Source organism: Blautia sp. MCC283 (genome assembly GCF_018785565.1).
GTDB lineage: Bacteria > Bacillota > Clostridia > Lachnospirales > Lachnospiraceae > Blautia_A.
In genome coordinates this window covers 17,027-37,068 of the sequence record NZ_WQQB01000036.1, presented here as the reverse complement: position 1 = coordinate 37,068, position 20,042 = coordinate 17,027, and the positions used below count along the sequence as shown (strand labels likewise).

18 protein-coding genes are annotated in these 20,042 nt (G+C 44.4%); 17 read left to right on the top strand and 1 reads right to left on the bottom strand.

What is annotated here, in order from left to right:
- The first annotated feature begins 166 nt into the window (after positions 1-166).
- The 8 genes from GPK81_RS12235 to GPK81_RS12205 all read left to right on the top strand — a co-directional run bounded on the left by GPK81_RS12235 (position 167) and on the right by GPK81_RS12205 (position 7,927).
- A complete protein-coding gene (locus tag GPK81_RS12235) occupies positions 167-538 on the top strand; it encodes a hypothetical protein (protein ID WP_215707148.1) in 372 nt (123 codons plus the stop codon).
- Positions 531-1,607, top strand: coding sequence for a HigA family addiction module antitoxin (locus GPK81_RS12230; RefSeq protein WP_215707147.1), 1,077 nt, complete (start codon positions 531-533; stop codon positions 1,605-1,607). Before GPK81_RS12235 ends, GPK81_RS12230 begins: the two co-directional genes overlap by 8 nt.
- 423 nt (positions 1,608-2,030) lie before the next feature.
- Positions 2,031-2,294, top strand: a complete 264-nt coding sequence (locus tag GPK81_RS12225) for a hypothetical protein (RefSeq protein ID WP_215707146.1) — start codon at positions 2,031-2,033, stop codon at positions 2,292-2,294.
- The gene (locus tag GPK81_RS12220; protein ID WP_215707145.1) at positions 2,263-2,643 is read left to right on the top strand and encodes a hypothetical protein; all 381 of its coding nucleotides are present in this window, start codon (positions 2,263-2,265) and stop codon (positions 2,641-2,643) included. Before GPK81_RS12225 ends, GPK81_RS12220 begins: the two co-directional genes overlap by 32 nt.
- 39 nt (positions 2,644-2,682) lie before the next feature.
- Positions 2,683-2,817: a hypothetical protein gene (locus GPK81_RS18180; RefSeq protein WP_256441849.1), complete on the top strand. Its 135-nt coding sequence runs from the start codon at positions 2,683-2,685 to the stop codon at positions 2,815-2,817.
- Positions 2,818-2,942: 125 nt separating this feature from the next.
- Entirely contained in the window at positions 2,943-4,058 is a 1,116-nt protein-coding gene (gene glf / locus GPK81_RS12215; protein ID WP_021977836.1) for a UDP-galactopyranose mutase, read from the top strand.
- A 139-nt stretch (positions 4,059-4,197) separates the two neighbouring features.
- A complete protein-coding gene (locus tag GPK81_RS12210; protein WP_021977837.1) occupies positions 4,198-4,935 on the top strand; it encodes a hypothetical protein in 738 nt (245 codons plus the stop codon).
- Positions 4,936-4,966: 31 nt separating this feature from the next.
- Entirely contained in the window at positions 4,967-7,927 is a 2,961-nt protein-coding gene (locus tag GPK81_RS12205; RefSeq protein ID WP_215707144.1) for a C1 family peptidase, read from the top strand.
- A gap of 111 nt (positions 7,928-8,038) precedes the next feature.
- On the opposite strand, the gene GPK81_RS12200 is transcribed toward GPK81_RS12205, so the two are convergent.
- Positions 8,039-8,485: an RbsD/FucU family protein gene (locus GPK81_RS12200; RefSeq protein WP_021977839.1), complete on the bottom strand. Its 447-nt coding sequence runs from the start codon at positions 8,483-8,485 to the stop codon at positions 8,039-8,041.
- A 345-nt stretch (positions 8,486-8,830) separates the two neighbouring features.
- Between GPK81_RS12200 and GPK81_RS12195 the strand changes: the two genes are divergently transcribed.
- From GPK81_RS12195 to GPK81_RS12155, 9 genes are all read left to right on the top strand, one after another.
- Complete coding sequence (locus GPK81_RS12195; RefSeq protein WP_118061953.1) at positions 8,831-9,682, top strand: class II fructose-bisphosphate aldolase; 852 nt, start codon at positions 8,831-8,833, stop codon at positions 9,680-9,682.
- A gap of 36 nt (positions 9,683-9,718) precedes the next feature.
- Positions 9,719-10,744 (top strand): LacI family DNA-binding transcriptional regulator, encoded by a 1,026-nt coding sequence (locus GPK81_RS12190; RefSeq protein ID WP_021977841.1) that lies wholly within the window; start codon positions 9,719-9,721, stop codon positions 10,742-10,744.
- The gene (gene xylB, locus GPK81_RS12185; protein ID WP_215707143.1) at positions 10,744-12,261 is read left to right on the top strand and encodes a xylulokinase; all 1,518 of its coding nucleotides are present in this window, start codon (positions 10,744-10,746) and stop codon (positions 12,259-12,261) included. The genes GPK81_RS12190 and xylB overlap by 1 nt, the downstream gene beginning before the upstream one ends.
- Before the next feature lie 2 nt (positions 12,262-12,263).
- Positions 12,264-13,316, top strand: a complete 1,053-nt coding sequence (locus GPK81_RS12180; protein WP_177289945.1) for a galactitol-1-phosphate 5-dehydrogenase — start codon at positions 12,264-12,266, stop codon at positions 13,314-13,316.
- A 1-nt stretch (position 13,317) separates the two neighbouring features.
- Complete coding sequence (pfkB, locus tag GPK81_RS12175; protein WP_215707142.1) at positions 13,318-14,247, top strand: 1-phosphofructokinase; 930 nt, start codon at positions 13,318-13,320, stop codon at positions 14,245-14,247.
- A 58-nt stretch (positions 14,248-14,305) separates the two neighbouring features.
- Positions 14,306-15,307 (top strand): aldo/keto reductase, encoded by a 1,002-nt coding sequence (locus GPK81_RS12170; RefSeq protein WP_215707141.1) that lies wholly within the window; start codon positions 14,306-14,308, stop codon positions 15,305-15,307.
- A 278-nt stretch (positions 15,308-15,585) separates the two neighbouring features.
- Positions 15,586-17,202: a response regulator gene (locus GPK81_RS12165; RefSeq protein WP_215707140.1), complete on the top strand. Its 1,617-nt coding sequence runs from the start codon at positions 15,586-15,588 to the stop codon at positions 17,200-17,202.
- Positions 17,199-18,986 carry a cache domain-containing sensor histidine kinase gene (locus GPK81_RS12160; protein WP_174087534.1) on the top strand — a complete coding sequence of 596 codons (1,788 nt, stop codon included), beginning with the start codon at positions 17,199-17,201 and terminating at the stop codon, positions 18,984-18,986. Before GPK81_RS12165 ends, GPK81_RS12160 begins: the two co-directional genes overlap by 4 nt.
- The gene (locus GPK81_RS12155; RefSeq protein WP_118070956.1) at positions 18,983-19,990 is read left to right on the top strand and encodes a substrate-binding domain-containing protein; all 1,008 of its coding nucleotides are present in this window, start codon (positions 18,983-18,985) and stop codon (positions 19,988-19,990) included. Before GPK81_RS12160 ends, GPK81_RS12155 begins: the two co-directional genes overlap by 4 nt.
- The last annotated feature ends 52 nt before the right edge of the window (positions 19,991-20,042 follow it).

Below are 20,042 nucleotides of genomic sequence, written 5' to 3'. Positions count from 1 at the left end.
AGCTTTTAGAAGCTTAAAAAGTAGAAAAAAATAGAATTTGCAGTTGCTAACCATTCATGCGTTTGTCGTGGTGTAGGGGCTCTTAAGTATTGACGCAAGAATAGATACATGATAAAATCAAATTACCTAGAGGGTAATTTGATTTGACACAGTTAGGAGGGAGGACTTGGAACTAGTATATGCATCAGATAAGGTTAAAAACCAATGCACAAGTGTAAAGGCTGCGAAAAAGCTGTTCGGAGGAGATACGATACTAACTACAAGTCTTCTTGCAAGGATAAATGCATTGGAAAAGGCTGAGACGATAAAAGATATTATAGTTCAGCCTACGTTTCATTTTCATAATCTGGGAAATAAGCAAGGAAGAAATTTAGAAGGATTTTTTGCAATTGATGTTAAGTCAAGAAAAGAACAATGGCGTATTGTTCTTCAGCCACTTGACGCAAATAAAGAACCGTTTACCCCATGCTATATAGACCAGATTTCATCATATGTTAGAATAGTAGAGATAACGGAGGTGAGCAAACATTATGAGTAATTATATTGAGTATAATGACAAGATTGCTTTTCATCCAGGATACTATATTAAGGAAATTGTAGAAGAAAGCGGTTTGACTCAGGAGGATTTTGCCAAACGGCTAGACACAACTCCCAAAAACCTGAGTCTCCTGGTTCGTGGTGAGCAGAGTCTTTCGATTGATATTGCAATGAAACTATCTAGAATGATTGGAACAAGTGTTTCTTATTGGCTTAATCTGCAGAATGCTTATGATGCATTAATCGCAGAGTTTAAGTCTAAAGAAGAGCTTGAAGAGGAAAGAGTAGTTTTTAAGAGTCTTAATTATAGATATTTTCAAGAGAATTTTAATCTTCCAGATTTACCTAGAAAGATAGATGAGCAAATTGCAGAGGTAAGAAATTTCCTGAATGTGGCAACGCTTACTGTGTTTAAGAAAAGAGATATGGCGGTAAGTTTTAGAAGTACTGCGGGGGAATTAACAGAGGCTAATATTATTAAAGCGAATACTATGGTGCAGATAGCAACAAACATTGCCTTGAAAACAGAAGCACCGAGATTCAATAAGTCACTTTTTGAAAAAGCTGTGATGTATGCACTTACGTTAACAAAAGACCATAGTACATTTTACCCGCTTATTAAAAAGGCCTTTCACAAAGCGGGTGTTATTTTTGTTGTTCTTCCAAATATTTCTGGATCGAAAATCAATGGTGCAACAAAAAAAGTTGGGAATAATATTATGTTAATGGTGAATGACAGAAGGCTCAATTCAGATACTTTTTGGTTTACCCTGTTCCATGAGATAGGGCATGTGATGAATGGGGATTACGGAATTTCTTTTGATTCGGAGTCTGGAAAGCAAGAGGAAGTTGCTGATAAATATGCAGAAGATATGTTAATTCCTTATGATGAGTATCAAATCTTTATTGCTGCAAATAAATTTGATAAACAATCAATTCGTGAATTTGCAAAAGAAATAGATCGTGATCCTGGAATAATCCTTGGCAGGTTACTGAATGATGGAAAAGTTAATTATGATGACTGGTCATTAAGGTCACTTCGGCATAAATATAAAGTGAAAATGGCTTAATTATTGACGTTAAATATAATTTTCCATTCAGAAAAGTGTGGAATTTGAGGCAGCCATATAGTGTGTGCTATGTGGCTGCTTTTTTTACTTGATCATTAATTGTAACTGGTCATTGCGATAAGCATATCATAGATCAAGGTGCGAGGAGTGGAATCGAACTGATGAAACAGGTTGGGTTATCGACTAGAGTGACAGTGGGGGTATATTAAAACTAAGATGTCGAATTATGTCGATAAAAGGAAAATGCAATTCTGGAGTGGAAGTAGTATAATAAAAGATAGAGTTAATTACATATAAAATGAAGGTTCAAACGAAATGTACAGTTTGATATTAATATTATAGCAGATGCGGAGTTTATGAATCATAGAATAAGCTGTAAATGTGTTTGGGCTTTATTAAAAATGACAGGAGTTTTAGAGTACCATGAAATGTGAATTCAGTGAAACACAATTTATGTTTTCATTTGTACATGAATTGTTAAATAGACAACAATTCTCAAGCTTAAAATGGTTTGTGCCTATGTTTCCAACACAACGTGCAGAAAAAAAGTTGGGATATGATTTTAAAATTAATAATTCGGTGTATGCGATTTTTATACAATTTAAAGTTCCTGAAAAAATAATATCAACAAGAGCTTTACATTGGTGGCAAATGAATGGAATACCTTATTATCAATTATTTAAATGAAAAAATCTTAGAAAATAGTATGTGTATATCTTGCGAAAGATTAATGAAAATTTCGGGATCAGATCGACACAGTATCTGTTATAGGCTAAAACCATTGCCTACATATAGTATGTTTTCTGAAGAATATCCAGGAAATGCTGGTGACTTCAATCAAATGGTGGAAGAAATTCAAAATTCTGTACCTTATAAAAATATTGAAGAAATGATTGAAGATATATGTATTCAGTTTGGATATGAATTGAAAAATTATGAAGGTATGGAAAGGGCTTTAATGGATATTGCCTGGAAATTATTTAATAAGAAAAAAATGGTACTTATGGTAGCAGGTAAATATAAGTCAATTTATTAAGGGATAACGTAAAAATTATAGAAAAATAGAGCCTCTAATATGCAGGGAAAATTGCAGGTATTGTTGCAGGGACTGGATAAAAATTCTGTGAAAAGAGAAGAGTATGAAGCTTACTTAAAAGAAATCAATATGTTTATGGATGTGTTTACAGAAGGGTGGAAACACGGAGAGTAGATACAGATACTATTGTAATATCCTGCTACAGTTGTTATGAAGAAATATCCCACAAAAAAGAACACTTGCCATACCCGCAGCACAGGTGTTAAAATAATCACATCAAACAACAAGGAGAAAAACGAATGTACGATTATCTTATCGTAGGCGCCGGTCTTTACGGTGCTGTCTTTGCTCATGAGGCGAAGAAGGCGGGCAAATCTGTTCTCGTGATCGACAAACGCCCGAATATTGCAGGAAACGTGTACACAGAGAAGATTGAGGGAATCAATGTTCATAAGTATGGTGCACATATTTTCCATACCAATAATAAGAAGGTCTGGAATTATATTACACAGTTTGCGGAGTTCAACCGTTTTACAAACAGCCCGGTTGCCAATTATCATGGTGAGCTGTACAGCCTTCCGTTTAATATGTATACCTTCAATAAGATGTGGGGGGTTGTGACTCCGGAGGAGGCTGCTGAGAAAATCGAGGAGCAGCGTAAGGCAGCTGGTATCACAGAACCGAAGAACCTTGAGGAGCAGGCAATCAGCCTGGTTGGTACAGATATCTATGAGAAGCTGATCAAGGGTTATACAGAGAAGCAGTGGGGACGTCCATGCACAGAGCTTCCTTCCTTTATCATCAAGAGACTTCCGGTCCGTCTGACTTTTGATAACAACTATTTCAATGCTCTTTATCAGGGAATCCCGGTTGGCGGATATACGAAGATGGTAGCGAACCTCCTGGACGGCATTGAGGTTCGTCTGAATGAGGATTACCTTGAGAAGAAGGCTGAGTATGATGCTATGGCTGAGAAGGTTATCTACACAGGTGCCATTGACGCATACTTTGATTATAAGCTTGGAACACTGGAGTATCGTTCTGTCCGTTTTGAGAATGAGACTCTTGATAAGCCGAATTTCCAGGGTAATGCAGCTGTGAACTACACAGATGTTGAGACACCGTGGACACGTATCATTGAGCATAAATGGTTTGAGTTCGGCAAGGATGAGGAAGGCAACGATCTTCCGAAGACTGTGATCAGCCGTGAGTACAGTTCTGAGTGGAAACCGGGCGATGAGCCATATTATCCGGTTAATGATGAGAAGAACGGACAGCTTTACGCACAGTATAAAGAACTTGCACAGAAGGAATCCAAGGTAATCTTTGGCGGACGTCTTGGCGAGTACAAGTATTATGATATGGATGCGGTAATCGCGTCTGCACTGGATATGTGCGAGAGAGAACTGGCATAAAACATATACACCAGACAGGAAACGCTGGCAGTACCACTACTAATGATAAGATCCTCTTATATTTCGGAGCAGAAGAGAAATATAAGAGGATTTTGCGTATACGGGAAACGAAGATGCGGGTACGGATGGAGGAGACAGAATGAAAAGAATAAAAGGTGTGCTGCTGGCGGCTTTGCTGACAGTGACGGTAAGTATGCCGGTTTATGCGGACAGATCAGAGAAAGTGGAACTTCCGCAGAGCAGCACGGATTATTATATGACCGTGGATTCCGGTGAGGACGGAGTGGATATTTATCCGTCAACAGATAAAAAAAGTGGAAAATTTAACGGAACTGAAATTAAAGACGGAACAGTTCTGCATATTGAAGGGGAAACGGAGAAAGACGGCGAGAACTGGGGTTATACCGAGTATCAGGGAAGACATGGATATGTGCCTCTTGATGAACTCCGGCCATCGAAGGATGAAGAGCTGGCAGCAGCCGGAATAACGAAAGGAACCGGTGCAGATTCAGCAGGAACCGGAATTGAACAGGGTCTGAATGACCAGACGGGATCATCCGAAACCCGGCAGGAACCGAATGACGGTATTGCCGTATCAGGAACGCCACGGGAATCAGATGACAGTACAGATGTCTCCGGAACAGAGAAAGAAGTATCTTCCGGCGGAACTGGGGAAGTATATGGTCCGGCAGTACAGATATCTCCGGTTTCCACAGAAGAACAGGAAGAGACAGATGCGAAACCGGTCAATGGTTCCGTTGCGAAATCCTTCAAAGAAACAAAAGTATGGTACAGGAATCCTTTTATCTGGATCGGGACAGCGACAGCGCTTGCAGTGATCGGGATTTTCGGTTATCATTTGAAAAAAAGAGGATAATCATACAGTTAAAGCAAAAGAGGAGAATCATGTGAAAAGATCAAAACTGTTCAGGAAAAAATTGCTTCCATTATTTCTGAGTGTGGCTGTCGCGGGTAGTCAGGTGCCGGTTATGGCTGCGGATTTCGGTGATACGGCAGTCGTGTCAGCGGATGCGGATGAGACAGAGAGAAGTCAGAGCATACGAAATCAGGGTCAAACCGGGGAATCATCTGAAGCAGGGGCTGAAGATGGTGGAACTACGCAGAACGATACGGATGGAGTATCTGTGGCAGGAACCTCAGATACAGAAACGGAAGAGATCTCGCAGGGAAGTGACGACAATATTTCGGAGGAGCTGGATCAGGATGACAGAACAGACTGGACTTCGCCGGATAGTGAGGAGAATGTTTTTTCTGATTCTACAGAGAACACATTTGGAGATGGAACCGGTGATGGGGAAGACTCCCAAATAGAATATATCAAAGGACGTCCGCTGACAGAAGAGGAAGAAAAAGAACAGCTGGCTCCGTTTGATTCCCTTACCAGTTACACGACAGCTGAGCCTATCGGAAATGATACAGAGGATGTTCCAGGGGCACGGGCAGCGGCGTATCCGTCCTACTATAATGCAGCGGATCTGGGATACGTAACTTCTGTGAAAAATCAGGAACCCTACGGAATGTGCTGGGCATTTGGAATGGCATCACTTCTGGAGACTTCACTCCTTTCACAGGGCCTTGGAACATATGATCTTTCTGAAGAACATCTGGCGTATTTTTTTGCAAACCGGAATAACGATCCTCTTGGAAATACTGCCGGTGATATTAATTACCATTATGGAACAGATGACTATGGAAATCAGGATTATCATGAATCCGGAAATGACATGCTCGCATCATTTTTTCTGAGCACCTGGTCAGGGATGACAACAGAAGAAGATGTTCCGATGGCAACAGATGAGACACATACGAAGAAAACCGGAGTAATCCCGGATGCGTCCAAGGAATACGATGCGGTGGCATATCTAAAGAATGCATATTTTTCCGATTATTCAGTAAGTGCAATGAAAAAAATGGTGCTTGCGAATAATGCAGTGACCCTTATGTACAATGCACAGAATCGATATTACAATGCGGATACAGCCGCATACTCCTATCCGTCCAGTACCAAAAGCATCAACCATCTGGTTACAGTAGTGGGATGGGATGACAATTATTCTGCAAAAAATTTTAAGACAGCGTCGAATGTAACTGCAGATGGTGCATGGATCGTCAAGAACAGCTGGGGAGAAAACTGGGGAAAAAATGGATATTTCTACTTATCTTATCAGGATGGTTCCATTAACAACCTGGTGGCAGCTTCAGCAACGAATCAGCCAAAGTATACCAATAATTATTTTTATGACGGAACCTGCGGGCTGAGTGCCCTGGCGATGTATGCCGGAGATAAGATTGCCAGTGTTTTCCGTGCTTCTGCAGGAAACGGTAAGGCGGAGAAGCTTGGCGAAGTGACGCTTGCAGCTCTGACGACCAACAATACCTATAAAGTGCAGGTGTATACAAACCTTAAAAACGCAAAAGATCCCACAAGTGGAACGCCGGCATATGCCACACCGGTAACTTTAAGACAGCCGATGGCCGGAATTATGACATTTCAGATCCCGGAGGTACTGATCAGCCAGGGAAGTTCTTACTCTATTGTGGTAACGAATGCGGGAAATGCAACTATTAAGTATTATGTGGAAGCAGAAGTTTCTTATGGCTGGTGCGAATTCGAACCCTCGATTCTGTCAGGTCAGAGTTTCCGTTATCTGAATTCGCAGAAAGAATGGGAAGATGGTGCGGATCTTGTGTTAAGTACCAAAACGAGGGATATTTATGGAATTACCTATCGGATCAAAGCCCATACAAAAACACTGGACAGCCCGGCAAAAATGCAGATTTCCAATACATCTCTGTCCATGTATGCCGGTGAGAAAAAATCTCTGAGTGCTTCCGCAACAAGAACGGAGATGACAACGTCCGGAATCAGCTGGGAGAGTTCGGATACGAATATTGCCACAGTCAGCAGTAATGGTCTGGTAACTGCGAAGCATCCCGGAACAGTGACGATTTCCTGCTATGGAAATAACGCGAAAGGAATCAGGGCATCCTGTAAAGTAACCGTGAAATTAAAACAGCCTGCCGGGCTGAAGATCACTTCCAAAGCCTACAATAAGATCAACCTGGCCTGGTCAGCAGTAACGGGATGCAACTATTATGTGATCTACCGAAGCGAAAACGGTGGAAAAGAAAGCAAACTGACGAGTATGAAATCCAGTATACAAAGCTGGAGTGATACGACTGTAAAAACAGGAAATACCTACAGTTACCGTGTCAGGGCAGCATATGTATGTACAGGAAAAACAACGCTCTATGGAACTGCTTCCACTGCCGTGTCCGCAAAGACAGAACTTGCAAAAGCAGCAGCCAGTGCGACTGCGGTTTCTGGTCCGAAAAATACAGTTTCCTGGGGGAAAGTTCCGGGAGCAAGCGGCTATCGTGTATATCGCAGAACAGGGAACAGTGACTGGGAGAGGATCGCTGAAGTGAAAAGTAATGTTTCCAGCTATCAGGATTCCCAGATCCGGGGAATTACGTCTTATACGTATTCTGTACGTGCATACCGTAACGTAGACGGAAAGAAAGTTTTTGGCAGTTATAAGGAGAGCAGAGCTGTTTTATCCTATCCGGATATCCAGAAAATTTCTGCTGTGAAGAAAACATCCAGTGGACTTAAACTTTACTGGAGGGCACAGAGCCGTGCAACATTCTATGATGTTTACCGGAAGACCAAAAACAGCACCTGGAAAAAAATAGGCACTGTCTCAGGCAGAAGTACTACAGTATCTTATGAGGATAAGACGGCGAAGAAGGGGACAACCTACTATTATGCGGTCCGTGCCGGTGTAAAAACATCCGAAGGGAAAACGCTCTGCGGAAGTTACGCTGCAAAATCAGGAAAAAGATAAAAACAAAAAGTCAAAACTCCCGTTTCCATTCCTCTGAAAAGAGTATGGAAACGGGAGTTTCTGGTTGAATATGTGTGTATATATGATATATCAGGCAGTTCAGAAGAAAGATCAGTCGTTGTTGATCACAACACCTTTCTGAAGCATTACATTGGCATAAAGTGCTTTCTCACTTGTGGAGATGATGCAGTATGCAGTTTTTGCTTCATCATAGAATGCGAAACGCTCGATATTTCCGATGGCTTTCTCGCCACGCTCGTCATGTTTGGAAACGATCTCTTTATATGTATCCCAGATTGGTGTCTCCACGTCATCACCAGGCATTACTTCCATCAGGTTTACCGGATGTTCTACATAGGTATCCAGCGGGAAGAGTTTCAGGATGGCATCCAGGATCTCCGGAACACCATGTCCGTCACAGCGGATGGTAATGGCATTTTTTCCCATGGATTCTACCGGGAAGTTTCCGTCAGCGATTACAAGACGGTCACTGTGTCCCATCTCACATAAAACTTTCAGTAATTCTGGTGATAAGATTTCTGGAATTCCTTTTAACATTGTTCATATCCTCCTAAGATCATTGTGTACTTATAACATTTCCGGAAAATGCTGCATCCGTTTCTGGTATTCAGAACGGGATACAGCGCTTCCTGAAATTGTTATGCTGCCGGTAGTATCAGACGGACCTGCCCGGCCACAGGTTTGTATTACTTTTAATTATTAATCTAACGGTATTTTGTCTTCTTTTCAAGGTAATATTTTCCTGTAAATGATGAAAATTTTATAGTTGACAGAAACGTTTCGGTGCGTTAAGATGAACTCAAACAGAAACGTTTCGGTTTCTAGATCAAATGAAGAAATAATATAAAAAATAAACACAATAATTCCAAGGAGGAAAAGATTATGCCACTGGTTACATCTAAAGAAATGCTGTTAAAAGCACAGAAGGGCGGATATGCGGTAGGAGCTTTCAACGCAGAGAATATGGAAATGGTGAAAGCGATCATCCAGGCAGCTGAGGAGCTGAAAGCACCGGTTATGATCCAGACAACACCATCTACGATCAAATATGGTACTGTTGAGACTTACGCAGCAATCGTGGCAGCAGAGGCAGCCAAGGCTTCTGTTCCGGTATGCCTTCATCTTGACCACGGCAGCAGTTTTGAACTTGCAATGCAGGCAATGCATGCAGGCTACACATCTGTGATGATCGACGGTTCCAAACTGGATTTTGAGGACAATATCAAAGAGACCAAGAGAGTTGCGGACGTAGCAGCAGCCCTGAACATTCCATGTGAGGCTGAGCTTGGTAAGGTAGGCGGTAAAGAGGACGACCTTGAGGCTGAGGCAGACACCAACACAGATCCGCAGGAAGCAAAAGAATTCGTAGAGCGCACAGGTGTTACTTCTCTGGCAGTTGCCATCGGAACCGCACATGGCTTCTATGTAGGAACACCGGTTCTTGACAAAGAGCGCTTAAGTGAGATCCGCGAAGTTGTAGATATCCCGCTTGTTCTTCACGGAGCATCCGGACTCAGCGATGAGGATGTCAGTGATTGTGTAAAACGTGGTATCTGTAAAGTAAATTTTGCAACAGAGCTTCGTGCAGCATACTCCAAAGCAGTAAAAGAGACATTTGCAGAGAATGAGAACACCATCGACCCGAAGGCATACGGAAAGAAAGCCATCCAGGCAGTGAAAGAGCTGGTTGAGGCACGTATGAAAGTCTGCGGCTGCGATGGAAAGGCAGAATAAGGAATTTCTGTAAAAAGCAGAAACGGAGTGATCAGTATGGCAGCAACCATGAAAGATATTGCCAAGCGGACGGGACTTGGGCTTGCGACGATTTCTTCTTATTTTAATGGCGGAAACGTAAGAGAAAAAAACAGAGTAAAGATCGAGGAAGCCATCGAGGAACTGCACTATGAGGTCAATGAGGTGGCAAGAGGCCTGAAGACCAATGCCACCAAGACCATCGGGGTAGTGATCCCGGAGCTTAATAATACCTTTTGTGCGGAGATCATCACAGGAATGGAGGATGTGCTGCGAAGCCACGGATACGCCACCATTGTCTGTGACTGCCGTACCGATAAGAAACTGGAGCGGGACGCAGTGGAATTTTTAAGCCGGAAACGTGTGGATGGGATCATCAGCATGCCGGTGGATGCTGAAGGCAATCATCTGAAAAAATTCCAGAAAACCGGGAAGCCCATTGTACTCATTGACCGAAGAATACAGGAGCTTTCCTGCGACAGTGTTCTTGTGGACAATGAGAAGGCGGCCGAGGATGCCATGAGGGTTTTTTTTAAGGCAGGACACCGTAAGATCGGGATTATCGGCGGCCCGGAGGAAATTTCCACGGCGCAGGAACGTCTCCAGGGATACCGAAGCGCATATGAAAAAGAAAATCTTCCGGTACGGGAATCTCTGATCTATCACGGCGACTATACCATTCAGGGTGGCGTGAGAGGAATCGAGAAACTTGTGGCGGACAATCCGGATATGACAGCCGTATTCGTTACCAACTATGAGATGACCATGGGGGCGGTGATCGGAATGAATGAGCTGGATCTGAAAATTCCGGAACAGCTTTCCATGATCGGTTTTGATAATCTGCAGTTTGCCAGAGCCTGCAGCCCCAAGCTTACCATCGTGGCACAGCCTACATCGGGCATTGCCAGGGAAGTGGCGAGCATTATGCTGAAACGGCTGGGAGAGGCAGAGAGCGAAGAAACGGAGCCGATCACAGAGAAGCTTGGCGCGGAAATTATTATGGGGAAATCCGTGCGTGTGCTAAAGGAGAAGGAGAATTCATAATGAAACCATATTTACTTGGTATTGATATCGGCACCAGTGCCTGCAAGGTTGCGGTTTTTGAAAAGTCAGGAACCGTAGTGGCAGCAGCCAATGGTGATTATCCGGTATATTATCCGAAAGAAGGCTGGGCAGAGCAGAATCCGGAAGAATGGTGGAGTGCTGTCTGTCAGGCAGTAAAAAAAGTGATCGAAAAAGCCGGGATCCAGCCGGAGGAGATCGCAGGTATCGGCATTGACGGCCAGAGCTGGTCCGCCATTGCCATGGACAAGGACGGAAATGTTCTTACAAACACTCCGATCTGGATGGATACCAGAGCACAGTCCATCTGCGACAGACTGAACGAAGAAATCGGAGCGGACAAGATTTTTGAAGTATCCGGTAATTCTCTTCAGCCATCCTACACAACCGCAAAGATCCTCTGGTACAAAGAAAATCTCCCGGAAGTTTACGCAAAGATCGACAAGATCCTGCAGTCCAACAGCTACATTGCCTACAAACTGACCGGTGTGATGAGTCAGGATGTTTCACAGGGATACGGCCTGCACTGCTTTGACATGAGAAAAGCAGCCTGGGATGAGGAAATGTGCAAAAAACTTGGAATCCCCATGGGATTTCTTCCTGAGATCTGCGACTGTGACCATGTTGTGGGAACGGTTACAGAGAAAGCAGCAGAAGAATCCGGCCTTGCTGTGGGAACACCGGTTGTTGCCGGCGGTCTGGATGCGGCATGTGGAACGCTGGGGGCCGGAGTGATCCATCCGGGAGAGACACAGGAACAGGGCGGACAGGCCGGAGGAATGAGTATCTGCATGGACGAGTACAAGGCAGATCCCAGACTGATCCTCGGATATCACGTAGTTCCGGGACAGTGGCTCCTTCAGGGCGGCACAACCGGCGGCGGTGGTGTCATGCGCTGGTTTGAACGTGAGTTCGCAGATTATGAGCGCTCTGTAGCTGAGGAAAAAGGGTCTTCCCTGGATCAGCTCAATGAGATCGCGGAAAAAATTGCTCCAGGCAGTGACGGTGTGGTATTTCTTCCATATATGTCCGGCGAGCGTTCCCCAATCTGGAACCCGAACGCAAAAGGTGTGTTCTATGGACTGGATTTTGCCAAGACCAAGGCTCATATGGTACGTGCCTGCATGGAAGGCGTGGCACTTTCCCTGAAGCACAACCTTGAGGTGGCAAAAGAGGCAGGAGCAGATGTGGAAGTTCTCCGCGCAATGGGTGGATCCGCCAACTCTCTTCTCTGGACCCAGATCAAATCCGATATTACCGGCAAACCGATCGTAGTACCGTCCTCCGATACAGCCACAACCCTTGGCGCAGCCATCCTGGCAGGTATTGGCGTTGGAATGTATCAGGATTATGATGAAGCCATCCGCCTTACCGTAAAAGAAACAAGAAGACATGAACCGAACCCGGATAACAGGGTCGTTTATGAGAAAACCTATAAAACCTATTTAAATCTCTATAAATCTCTTGAACCTATGATGAGAAATGAGGAGGAAAAATAATCATGAAAGCAGCAGTAGTAGTAGCAAATGAAGATGTCCAGTACCAGGAAGTGGAAGAACCACAGGTAACACCTGGTCATGTAAAGATCAAAGTAAGATATTCCGGAATCTGCGGATCTGATATCCCCCGTGTATTAAACCACGGTGTACATTTTTATCCGATCGTACTTGGACATGAGTTTTCCGGTGATGTTGTGGAAGTCGGAGAAGGCGTTACCAAGGTAAAAGTCGGCGACCGTGTATCCGGTGCACCGCTTCTTCCATGTATGAAATGTGACGACTGCCAGAAAGGTAATTACTCCCTCTGCAAACATTACAGCTTTATCGGTTCCAGAGAGCAGGGCGCAAATGCGGACTATGTAGTAGTTCCTGAGAAAAATGCCGTACCATTTGCAGACAATGTTCCATATGAGCAGGGCGCTATGTTTGAGCCTGCAACCGTAGCTATCCACGGTGTATTCCAGAACGATTACCACGGCGGTGAGTATGTGGCAATCCTCGGCGGAGGTACCGTTGGTATGTTCACTATGCAGTGGACAAAGATCTTCGGATCCAAGAAAGTTGTAGTTTTTGATATCAGCGATGAGAGACTTGCCCTTGCAAAACGTCTCGGCGCAGATGGAGTTATCAACACAAAAGAAGAAGACTATATGGAGAAAGCCATGGCAATCACAGGTGGAAAAGGATACGGCTTCGTATTCGAGACAGCAGGACAGGTTCCGACCATGCACATGGCATTTGAGCTTGCCGCAAACAAAGCTCATGTATGCTTCATCGGTACTCCTCATGAGAACCTTACTTTCACACCAAAACAGTGGGAGAACATGAACCGTAAAGAGTTCAAGCTTACCGGTTCCTGGATGTCCTACAGTGCACCATATCCGGGACGTGAGTGGGATCTGACCGCGCATTACTTTGCAACCGGCCAGCTGAAATTTGATCCGGGCTTCATCTACAAGAAGATCCCGATGAGCCAGGCACAGGAAGCATTCCAGCTGTTCAAGACCCCGGGCCTTGTAAAAGGAAAGATCCTTCTTTCCAATGAGGAAGACTGATATGATCCTGACTGTAACGTTAAACGCTGCCATTGACAAGCGTTATGTAGTAGATGATTTTAAAGTGGGCGAAGTGAACCGGGTACGGGAATGTACCTATGTTCCCGGCGGAAAGGGACTGAATGTCTCCAAGCCGGCGTCCATTTACGGTGCCGAAGTGGTTGCCACAGGTTTTGTGGGCGGCCACGCAGGCAATTATATTGAAGATGCCCTGAAACCTTTTGGCATCAAGAGCGCTTTTTACCATGTGGACGCGGAGAGCCGTTCCTGCATCAATATCTGGGATGAAGTGAATCACGTGCAGACCGAATTCCTGGAGCCGGGATTTACTCTCACAGAGGCAGACTTTGAGGGATTTGAGAAAAAATTCCGCGAGCTTGTAAAAGACGCTTCTGTTGTTGCAATGTCCGGCAGCGTGCCCAAAGGACTTGACGGAACTGCCTATCAGCGTCTTGTGAAGATTGTCAAAGACGCAGGAAAACCGGTGATCCTGGATACCAGCGGAAAGCTTCTGGAAGAGGGAATCAAGGTAGCACCAACACTGATCAAGCCCAATATCGACGAGATCCGAATGCTTACGGGAAAGCACTGTGATGACATCAACGATATCATCGAAGCGGCAAAAGCCATCCATGCCGGTGGCGTGGAGATCGTAGCGGTTTCTCTTGGAGCAGATGGCTCCCTGGCAGTTGGCGAGGAGGGGATTTTCCGTGCGATAGTTCCGAAGATCGATGCAGTAAATACTGTAGGCTGTGGAGATTCCATGATCGCAGGTTTTGCCCTTGGATTAAGCGAGGGATTTTCCCTGGAAGAGACCCTGCGCAGGGCCAGCGCGATCTCAGCGGCAGCAGCCATGCGTGAGGAGACCGGTTTCTTTGTGATGGAAGATATGGAGAAACTTCTTCCACAGATTGAAATCAAAAAATTATAGAGGCTGTAAAACAAGTTTATAATAAGAAAAATTTTTTCATAAAAAAGGAGATGTAAAGATGGCAGAAGTTATCAATCCGGCAATCGTGCCGAAAGTGACACTTCCTTCCGGCGAACAGGTTCCATGCGTCGGAATGGGAACCTTCGGTTCCGACCGTGTATCCGCCGAGGATGTATCTGCAGCTGTTGCAGGCGCGATCCGCAGTGGTTACCGTATGTTCGACTGTGCCGCATGCTACGGAAACGAGCATGAGATCGGCCAGGTATTTAAGGATGCGTTCGACGAAGGCGTTGTAGAGCGTAAGGATCTCTTCATCATGACAAAAGTATGGAACGACATGCACAGAAGAGTAGAGGAAGCCTGTGACAAGAGCATCAAAGACCTTCAGTGTGACTATGTGGATATGTATTATATCCACTGGCCATTCCCGAACTATCATGCACCGGGATGTGATGTAGATTCCAGAAATCCGGATTCCAAGCCGTTCAGTGTTGAGGAGTTCATGGATACATACCGTCAGTGCGAGGCTCTGGTAGAAAAAGGAAAGATCCGTTACATCGGTATTTCCAACATGACCATTCCGAAACTTGAGACAGTTCTTCCACTTATGAAGATCAAACCTGCAACCTGCGAGCTTGAGCTGCATGTATGCTTCCAGCAGCAGGAGCTTTATGATTATCTGGTAGCACATAACATCCAGCCGGTAGGTTACATGCCGATCGGTTCCCCACGCAGACCTGAGAGAGATATCTGTCCGGAGGATGTTGCGGATCTGGAAGTTCCGGAAATGCAGGCAATCGCAAAAGCACATGGTGTTCATCCGGCTCTGATCGCTCTGAAATGGGCACATCAGAGAGGTGAGATCTCCATTCCGTTCTCTGTCCATAACTATGCAAGCAACCTGAAATGTGTCACCGAGGATCCTCTTACAGATGAGGAAATGGCAACCATCGCAACCCTGGAAAAAGGCAACCGTCTTGTAAAAGGACAGGTATTCCTGTGGCATGGTGCAAACGACTGGCATGACCTCTGGGATGAAGATGGCGTTATTGTAAAATAAATCGCGGAACAGCCAGCGTAATATTGTATACGATGAAATCCCGTGTCCAATATATTGGACATGGGATTTTTTGCACAGTACTGCCTGTAAAGTGGACTAAGAAACTCCGTTGTAAATTATCAACAAACATGTTACCATGTAGAAAGAATTAACAGTTATTGTTTACATAGAAAACAGTAATTTTTAACAATGTAAATGGCAGATATAGTGGGAAGTATCTGCCAGGGGGATGTACAAAAAAAGCAACAGAAACTGAACAGAGGGGGACGACAGAAATTATGTATCGTATTTTACTGGTAGACGATGAGATACTTGTTCGCGATGCGATCCGGGAGAATATTGACTGGAAAGCCATGGACTGCGAGCTGGTAGGAGACTGTGACAACGGGAAGGCAGCAGCGGAATTTGTGCAGACCCATCCGGTAGACATTGTACTTACAGATATTCTTATGCCATATATGGATGGTATGGAACTGAGCCATTTTCTCCATGATAACTATCCGGATATTGTAATTGTGATCTTCAGTGGATTCGGTGAGTTTGAATATGCCAAGAAGGCGATCCAGTATGACGTCAGTGAATACATGCTGAAGCCTGTAACTGCCATGGAACTCCGTGCAGTCATCGAAAAAATGAAGAAAAAAGTGGATCAGCGAAGAGAAGAAAAACACAAAATCGAGCGCCTGACGCAGACATCGGAGAACTATCAGAAGAATGCGATTGTGATCCGGTCCAGAGCACTGCAGGCTTTTGTGGAAAACATTAAAACAAGAGAAGAAAGCCTTGAGGAACTTTCCGGGCTTGGAATCAGTCTGGAAGCTGCCTGCTATCGCGTGGCGGCGTTTGATCTGGATCTGTATTCGGACGGAACACAGATCACCGCAGAGAAAAGGCAGGAGAGTGCACTGATGTCCTTTGTCCTTTTTAATGTCAGTGATGAGATTGTAAGCAGGGAGAAGGCAGGTGTTGCCTATCAGGAAGGAAACAATAAGGTCTGCGTATTGTTTATGGGAAACCGGACCAGAGAATTTGGCGAAAAAATTATGGAAATCTGTCAGATGATCCAGTCCAAGCTTAAAGAGCTGATGGCTCTGGATGTTTCAATCAGTGTGGGAAGCTGGGCAAGGACACAGCAGGAGCTTCTGGTGTCTCATGAGCTAGCAGAAAAGGGAATCGAATACAGATATCTTCTTGGTGGAAGGCTTCTGATCGATATGGAGGAACAGCCGGAGGAGAATACGCTTTCCATAAAGAATGTCGTAGAGGCTCTGGTAACCGCACTGAAAACAGGCAGGAAAGAAAATGCGGATCATATTTTAGAAAAAATTTCATCCGACATCAAAGCGGCACGCGTGGATAAGAGCAGGGCCTGTGTTTATCTGCAGCAGATCATCCGTGCAGCAGACGAAACCTGCGAGGATATGGTTCCGGACAGTAAGCTTTTTTCCAAAAGAGAAGCACTTCTGCAGCAGGTCACAGAGCAGAATTCTTTTGACAGTGCATTTGAACTGGTAAAATCTCATGTGGGAGAAATTTTTCAGACGCTTTCCGATGCCAACAGTTCCAGCGGACAGCGCCAGGCAAGACTTGCCCTGGACTATATTCAGAAGAATTATATGGACCCGGATTTAAGCCTGAACAGTATCTGCTCCTATCTGAATATCAGTACCAGTTATTTTAGTACGATTTTTAAAGATCTTACAGGAGAAACATTTACAGAAGTTCTGATACGTACCCGAATGGAGAAAGCGAAGGAGCTTCTGGAAAATACAACCATGAAGAATTATGAAATTGCCGAAAAAGTCGGATTTGCAGACCCGCATTACTTTGGAATCTCCTTCAAAAAAATGACAGGCTGCACCCCGACAGAATATGCAAGGGAGAAACGTAAATGAGAGATATCCGGTTTGCGGCAAAGATCATAGGAAAATTCAAAAGTATCCAGAGCGCGATCTTTGCGGTGGTGACGGTGCTGCTTTTAAGTGCGGTGCTGGTTATAACCGGTGTTTCTATGAGATATACCCGCAATTCTATTTTTGAAAATTCCTCTGTCTACACCCAGAATATCGTGCAGCAGATGAATCAGAATATAGATTCTTATATTGACTACATGGAAAATATTGCTTATATGATCTCCAGCAACGAGGATGTGCAGCAATATCTTTTCGGCGAAAATGTGGACGATGACACAAGAGAACGTCTGATCAACCAGTTCAAGACAATTCTGGACGGGCGAAGTGATATCCGAAATCTGGGAATCATTGGAATTAATGGGCGGAAACTGATCAACGACGGCAAACAGTCTGTGAATCCGGATCTGAAACTTTCCACCCAGGAGTGGTACCTGGATGCTTTGCAGAAGCCGGAAGGCCCGCTTCTTACATCTTCCCATGTACAGCACATCATCAGCGGAGAACGCCCGTGGGTGATTACTTTAAGCAGGGGGATCCGTAATTTTTCCAACAGTGGTGAGAAAGAGGGAGTCTTTTTTATTGACCTGAATTACAGTGCCATCAGTGAACTCTGTGATCAGAATACGATTGGGAAAAAGGGATATGCATTTATTCTGGATGAAAGCGGAAATATTGTATATCATCCGCAGCAGCAACAGCTTTACAATGAATTGCAGACGGAGAATATCGACCTGATCGTGGAATCAAAAGAAGATACGGTGCGTACCGGAAAGGGAAACAGAGGAAAGCTGTATTCCATTTCCAGATCCAATAAAACCGGATGGACCGTTGTGGGCTGTATGAGCGTCAGCGAGCTTCTGCGAAAAAGTAATCAGGCGCAGAGTATTTATGTACTTATATCTGCACTTCTGATGATCGTGGCTCTGCTTTTTTCAAGATTTCTGGCAAAGAGTCTTACCTATCCCCTTCAGCGTCTCAGGGATTCCATGTCCAGGGTACAGGAGGGGCATTTTGACGGAGCAGATGTGGAGATCGATTCGGAGAATGAGATCGGAAGCCTGACGAAATCTTTCAATATGATGACACATAGGATACAGGATCTTATGGAGCAGAACGTGAAGGAACAGGAAGCAAAGAGAAAAAGTGAGCTTAAGGCCCTTCAGTCCCAGATCAATCCTCATTTTCTCTACAATACCCTGGATTCGATCATCTGGATGGCAGAGGGCAGAAAGTACGAAGAGGTTGTTCTGATGACAGCATCCCTGGCGCGTCTTCTTCGTCAGAGCATCAGTAATGAAGATGAAGTGGTTCCTCTTGCAAGGGAAGTGGAGTATGCCAAGGGTTATCTTACGATCCAGAAGATGCGTTACAAGGACAAGCTGGAATTCGAGATCGATGTAGAACCTTCTATATTAAATATCCCTCTGATCAAGCTGGTTCTCCAGCCGATCATTGAAAATGCCATCTATCATGGACTGAAATATAAAGAGAGTAAGGGACTTTTGCAGGTAAAAGGCTTTATGAAGGACGGAAATGCAGTTCTTCAGGTGATCGACAACGGTGTAGGTATGGATGAGGAAACATTGTCACATATTTATGATAAGCATAAGGTGAATTATCATTCCAATGGTGTGGGTGTTTACAATGTACAGAAACGTCTGAAGCTTTATTATGGAGAAAATTACGGGATCACCTATGAAAGTGAAAAAGGTGTCGGAACCACTGCCACGATCATCATTCCGGGAATACAGGAGGAATCAATATGAAAAAACATAGAAAACTCCTGACTTTAGGAGTGGTCATCTGCCTTGTGGCGGGGCTTGTAGCCGGAATAGTCTATTATAAACAGGTAGAAGAAGAGAGAAAACTATCGCTGATCTATATTCCGAAGGTTGTGGACGGTACCAATGATTTCTGGACATCACTGATCCAGGGGGCGGAGATGGCTGCAAAGGAATATAATGCAGATATCCGCGTATGGGCACCTGAGGAAGAGAATGATGTGGATGGGCAGAACAAGCTGATCGAAAGGGCAACAGAAGAAAAACCGGACGCGATCCTGATCTCGCCGTCCAGCTTCACTGAATCCGACCAGCTTTTGAAGAAGGCAAAGGAACAGGGAATACATATCGCATTTATTGATTCTTACACACAGGAAGAGGTCCAGGATCTTACCGTTGCGACCGATAATCTGGAAGCGGGACAGATCCTTGGCAGGTTTGCGAAGGATCTTGTGGGAACGGATGATCAGATTGCGATCGTTTCACATGTAAAGGGTGTATCTACAGCAGTTGAAAGAGAAAAAGGTTTCCGGACAGGACTTGGCAGTCTGAAGGATAATATCGTAGATGTGGTATACTGTGATTCTCGGTATGACAAGTCCTATGAGCTTACAAAAGAGCTGATGAAAAAATATCCGGATCTCAAGATGATCGCGGGAATGAATGAATATTCCTCTGTAGGTGCTGCAAGAGCAGTAAAGGCAGCAAAAGCAGAGAATCGGATCAGGGTGGTGGGAGTAGACAGCTCACAGGAGGCCGTCCAGCTGATGGAACACGGAATCTTCCAGGGAATCGTTGTACAGAAGGCATTTAAAATGGGGTATGTGGGTGTTCGGGAAACTGTTAAGATGCTGCGTGGAGAAGACTATAAGAAGAATATTAATTCCGGGTGCCAGCTTGTGACTCCTGACAATATGTATACCAGTGAGATCGAAAAACTGCTTTTTCCGTTTAATACGTTAAAAACATATGGTGATCTTACACCGTAAATAGTCATAAATGCACAAAGAAAAGGGTTAAATATTTACCATACAGTAAATA

Bases quoted from the DNA above. Each gene is read 5' to 3' on its own strand.
- GPK81_RS12230 (WP_215707147.1), top strand. From the start codon at position 531: ATGAGTAATTATATTGAGTATAATGACAAGATTGCTTTTCATCCAGGA.
- GPK81_RS12225 (WP_215707146.1), top strand. From the start codon at position 2,031: ATGAAATGTGAATTCAGTGAAACACAATTTATGTTTTCATTTGTACAT.
- GPK81_RS12220 (WP_215707145.1), top strand. From the start codon at position 2,263: ATGGAATACCTTATTATCAATTATTTAAATGAAAAAATCTTAGAAAAT.
- GPK81_RS18180 (WP_256441849.1), top strand. From the start codon at position 2,683: ATGCAGGGAAAATTGCAGGTATTGTTGCAGGGACTGGATAAAAATTCT.
- glf (WP_021977836.1), top strand. From the start codon at position 2,943: ATGTACGATTATCTTATCGTAGGCGCCGGTCTTTACGGTGCTGTCTTT.
- GPK81_RS12210 (WP_021977837.1), top strand. From the start codon at position 4,198: ATGAAAAGAATAAAAGGTGTGCTGCTGGCGGCTTTGCTGACAGTGACG.
- GPK81_RS12200 (WP_021977839.1), bottom strand. From the start codon at position 8,485: ATGTTAAAAGGAATTCCAGAAATCTTATCACCAGAATTACTGAAAGTT.
- GPK81_RS12195 (WP_118061953.1), top strand. From the start codon at position 8,831: ATGCCACTGGTTACATCTAAAGAAATGCTGTTAAAAGCACAGAAGGGC.
- GPK81_RS12190 (WP_021977841.1), top strand. From the start codon at position 9,719: ATGGCAGCAACCATGAAAGATATTGCCAAGCGGACGGGACTTGGGCTT.
- xylB (WP_215707143.1), top strand. From the start codon at position 10,744: ATGAAACCATATTTACTTGGTATTGATATCGGCACCAGTGCCTGCAAG.
- GPK81_RS12180 (WP_177289945.1), top strand. From the start codon at position 12,264: ATGAAAGCAGCAGTAGTAGTAGCAAATGAAGATGTCCAGTACCAGGAA.
- pfkB (WP_215707142.1), top strand. From the start codon at position 13,318: ATGATCCTGACTGTAACGTTAAACGCTGCCATTGACAAGCGTTATGTA.
- GPK81_RS12170 (WP_215707141.1), top strand. From the start codon at position 14,306: ATGGCAGAAGTTATCAATCCGGCAATCGTGCCGAAAGTGACACTTCCT.
- GPK81_RS12165 (WP_215707140.1), top strand. From the start codon at position 15,586: ATGTATCGTATTTTACTGGTAGACGATGAGATACTTGTTCGCGATGCG.
- GPK81_RS12160 (WP_174087534.1), top strand. From the start codon at position 17,199: ATGAGAGATATCCGGTTTGCGGCAAAGATCATAGGAAAATTCAAAAGT.
- GPK81_RS12155 (WP_118070956.1), top strand. From the start codon at position 18,983: ATGAAAAAACATAGAAAACTCCTGACTTTAGGAGTGGTCATCTGCCTT.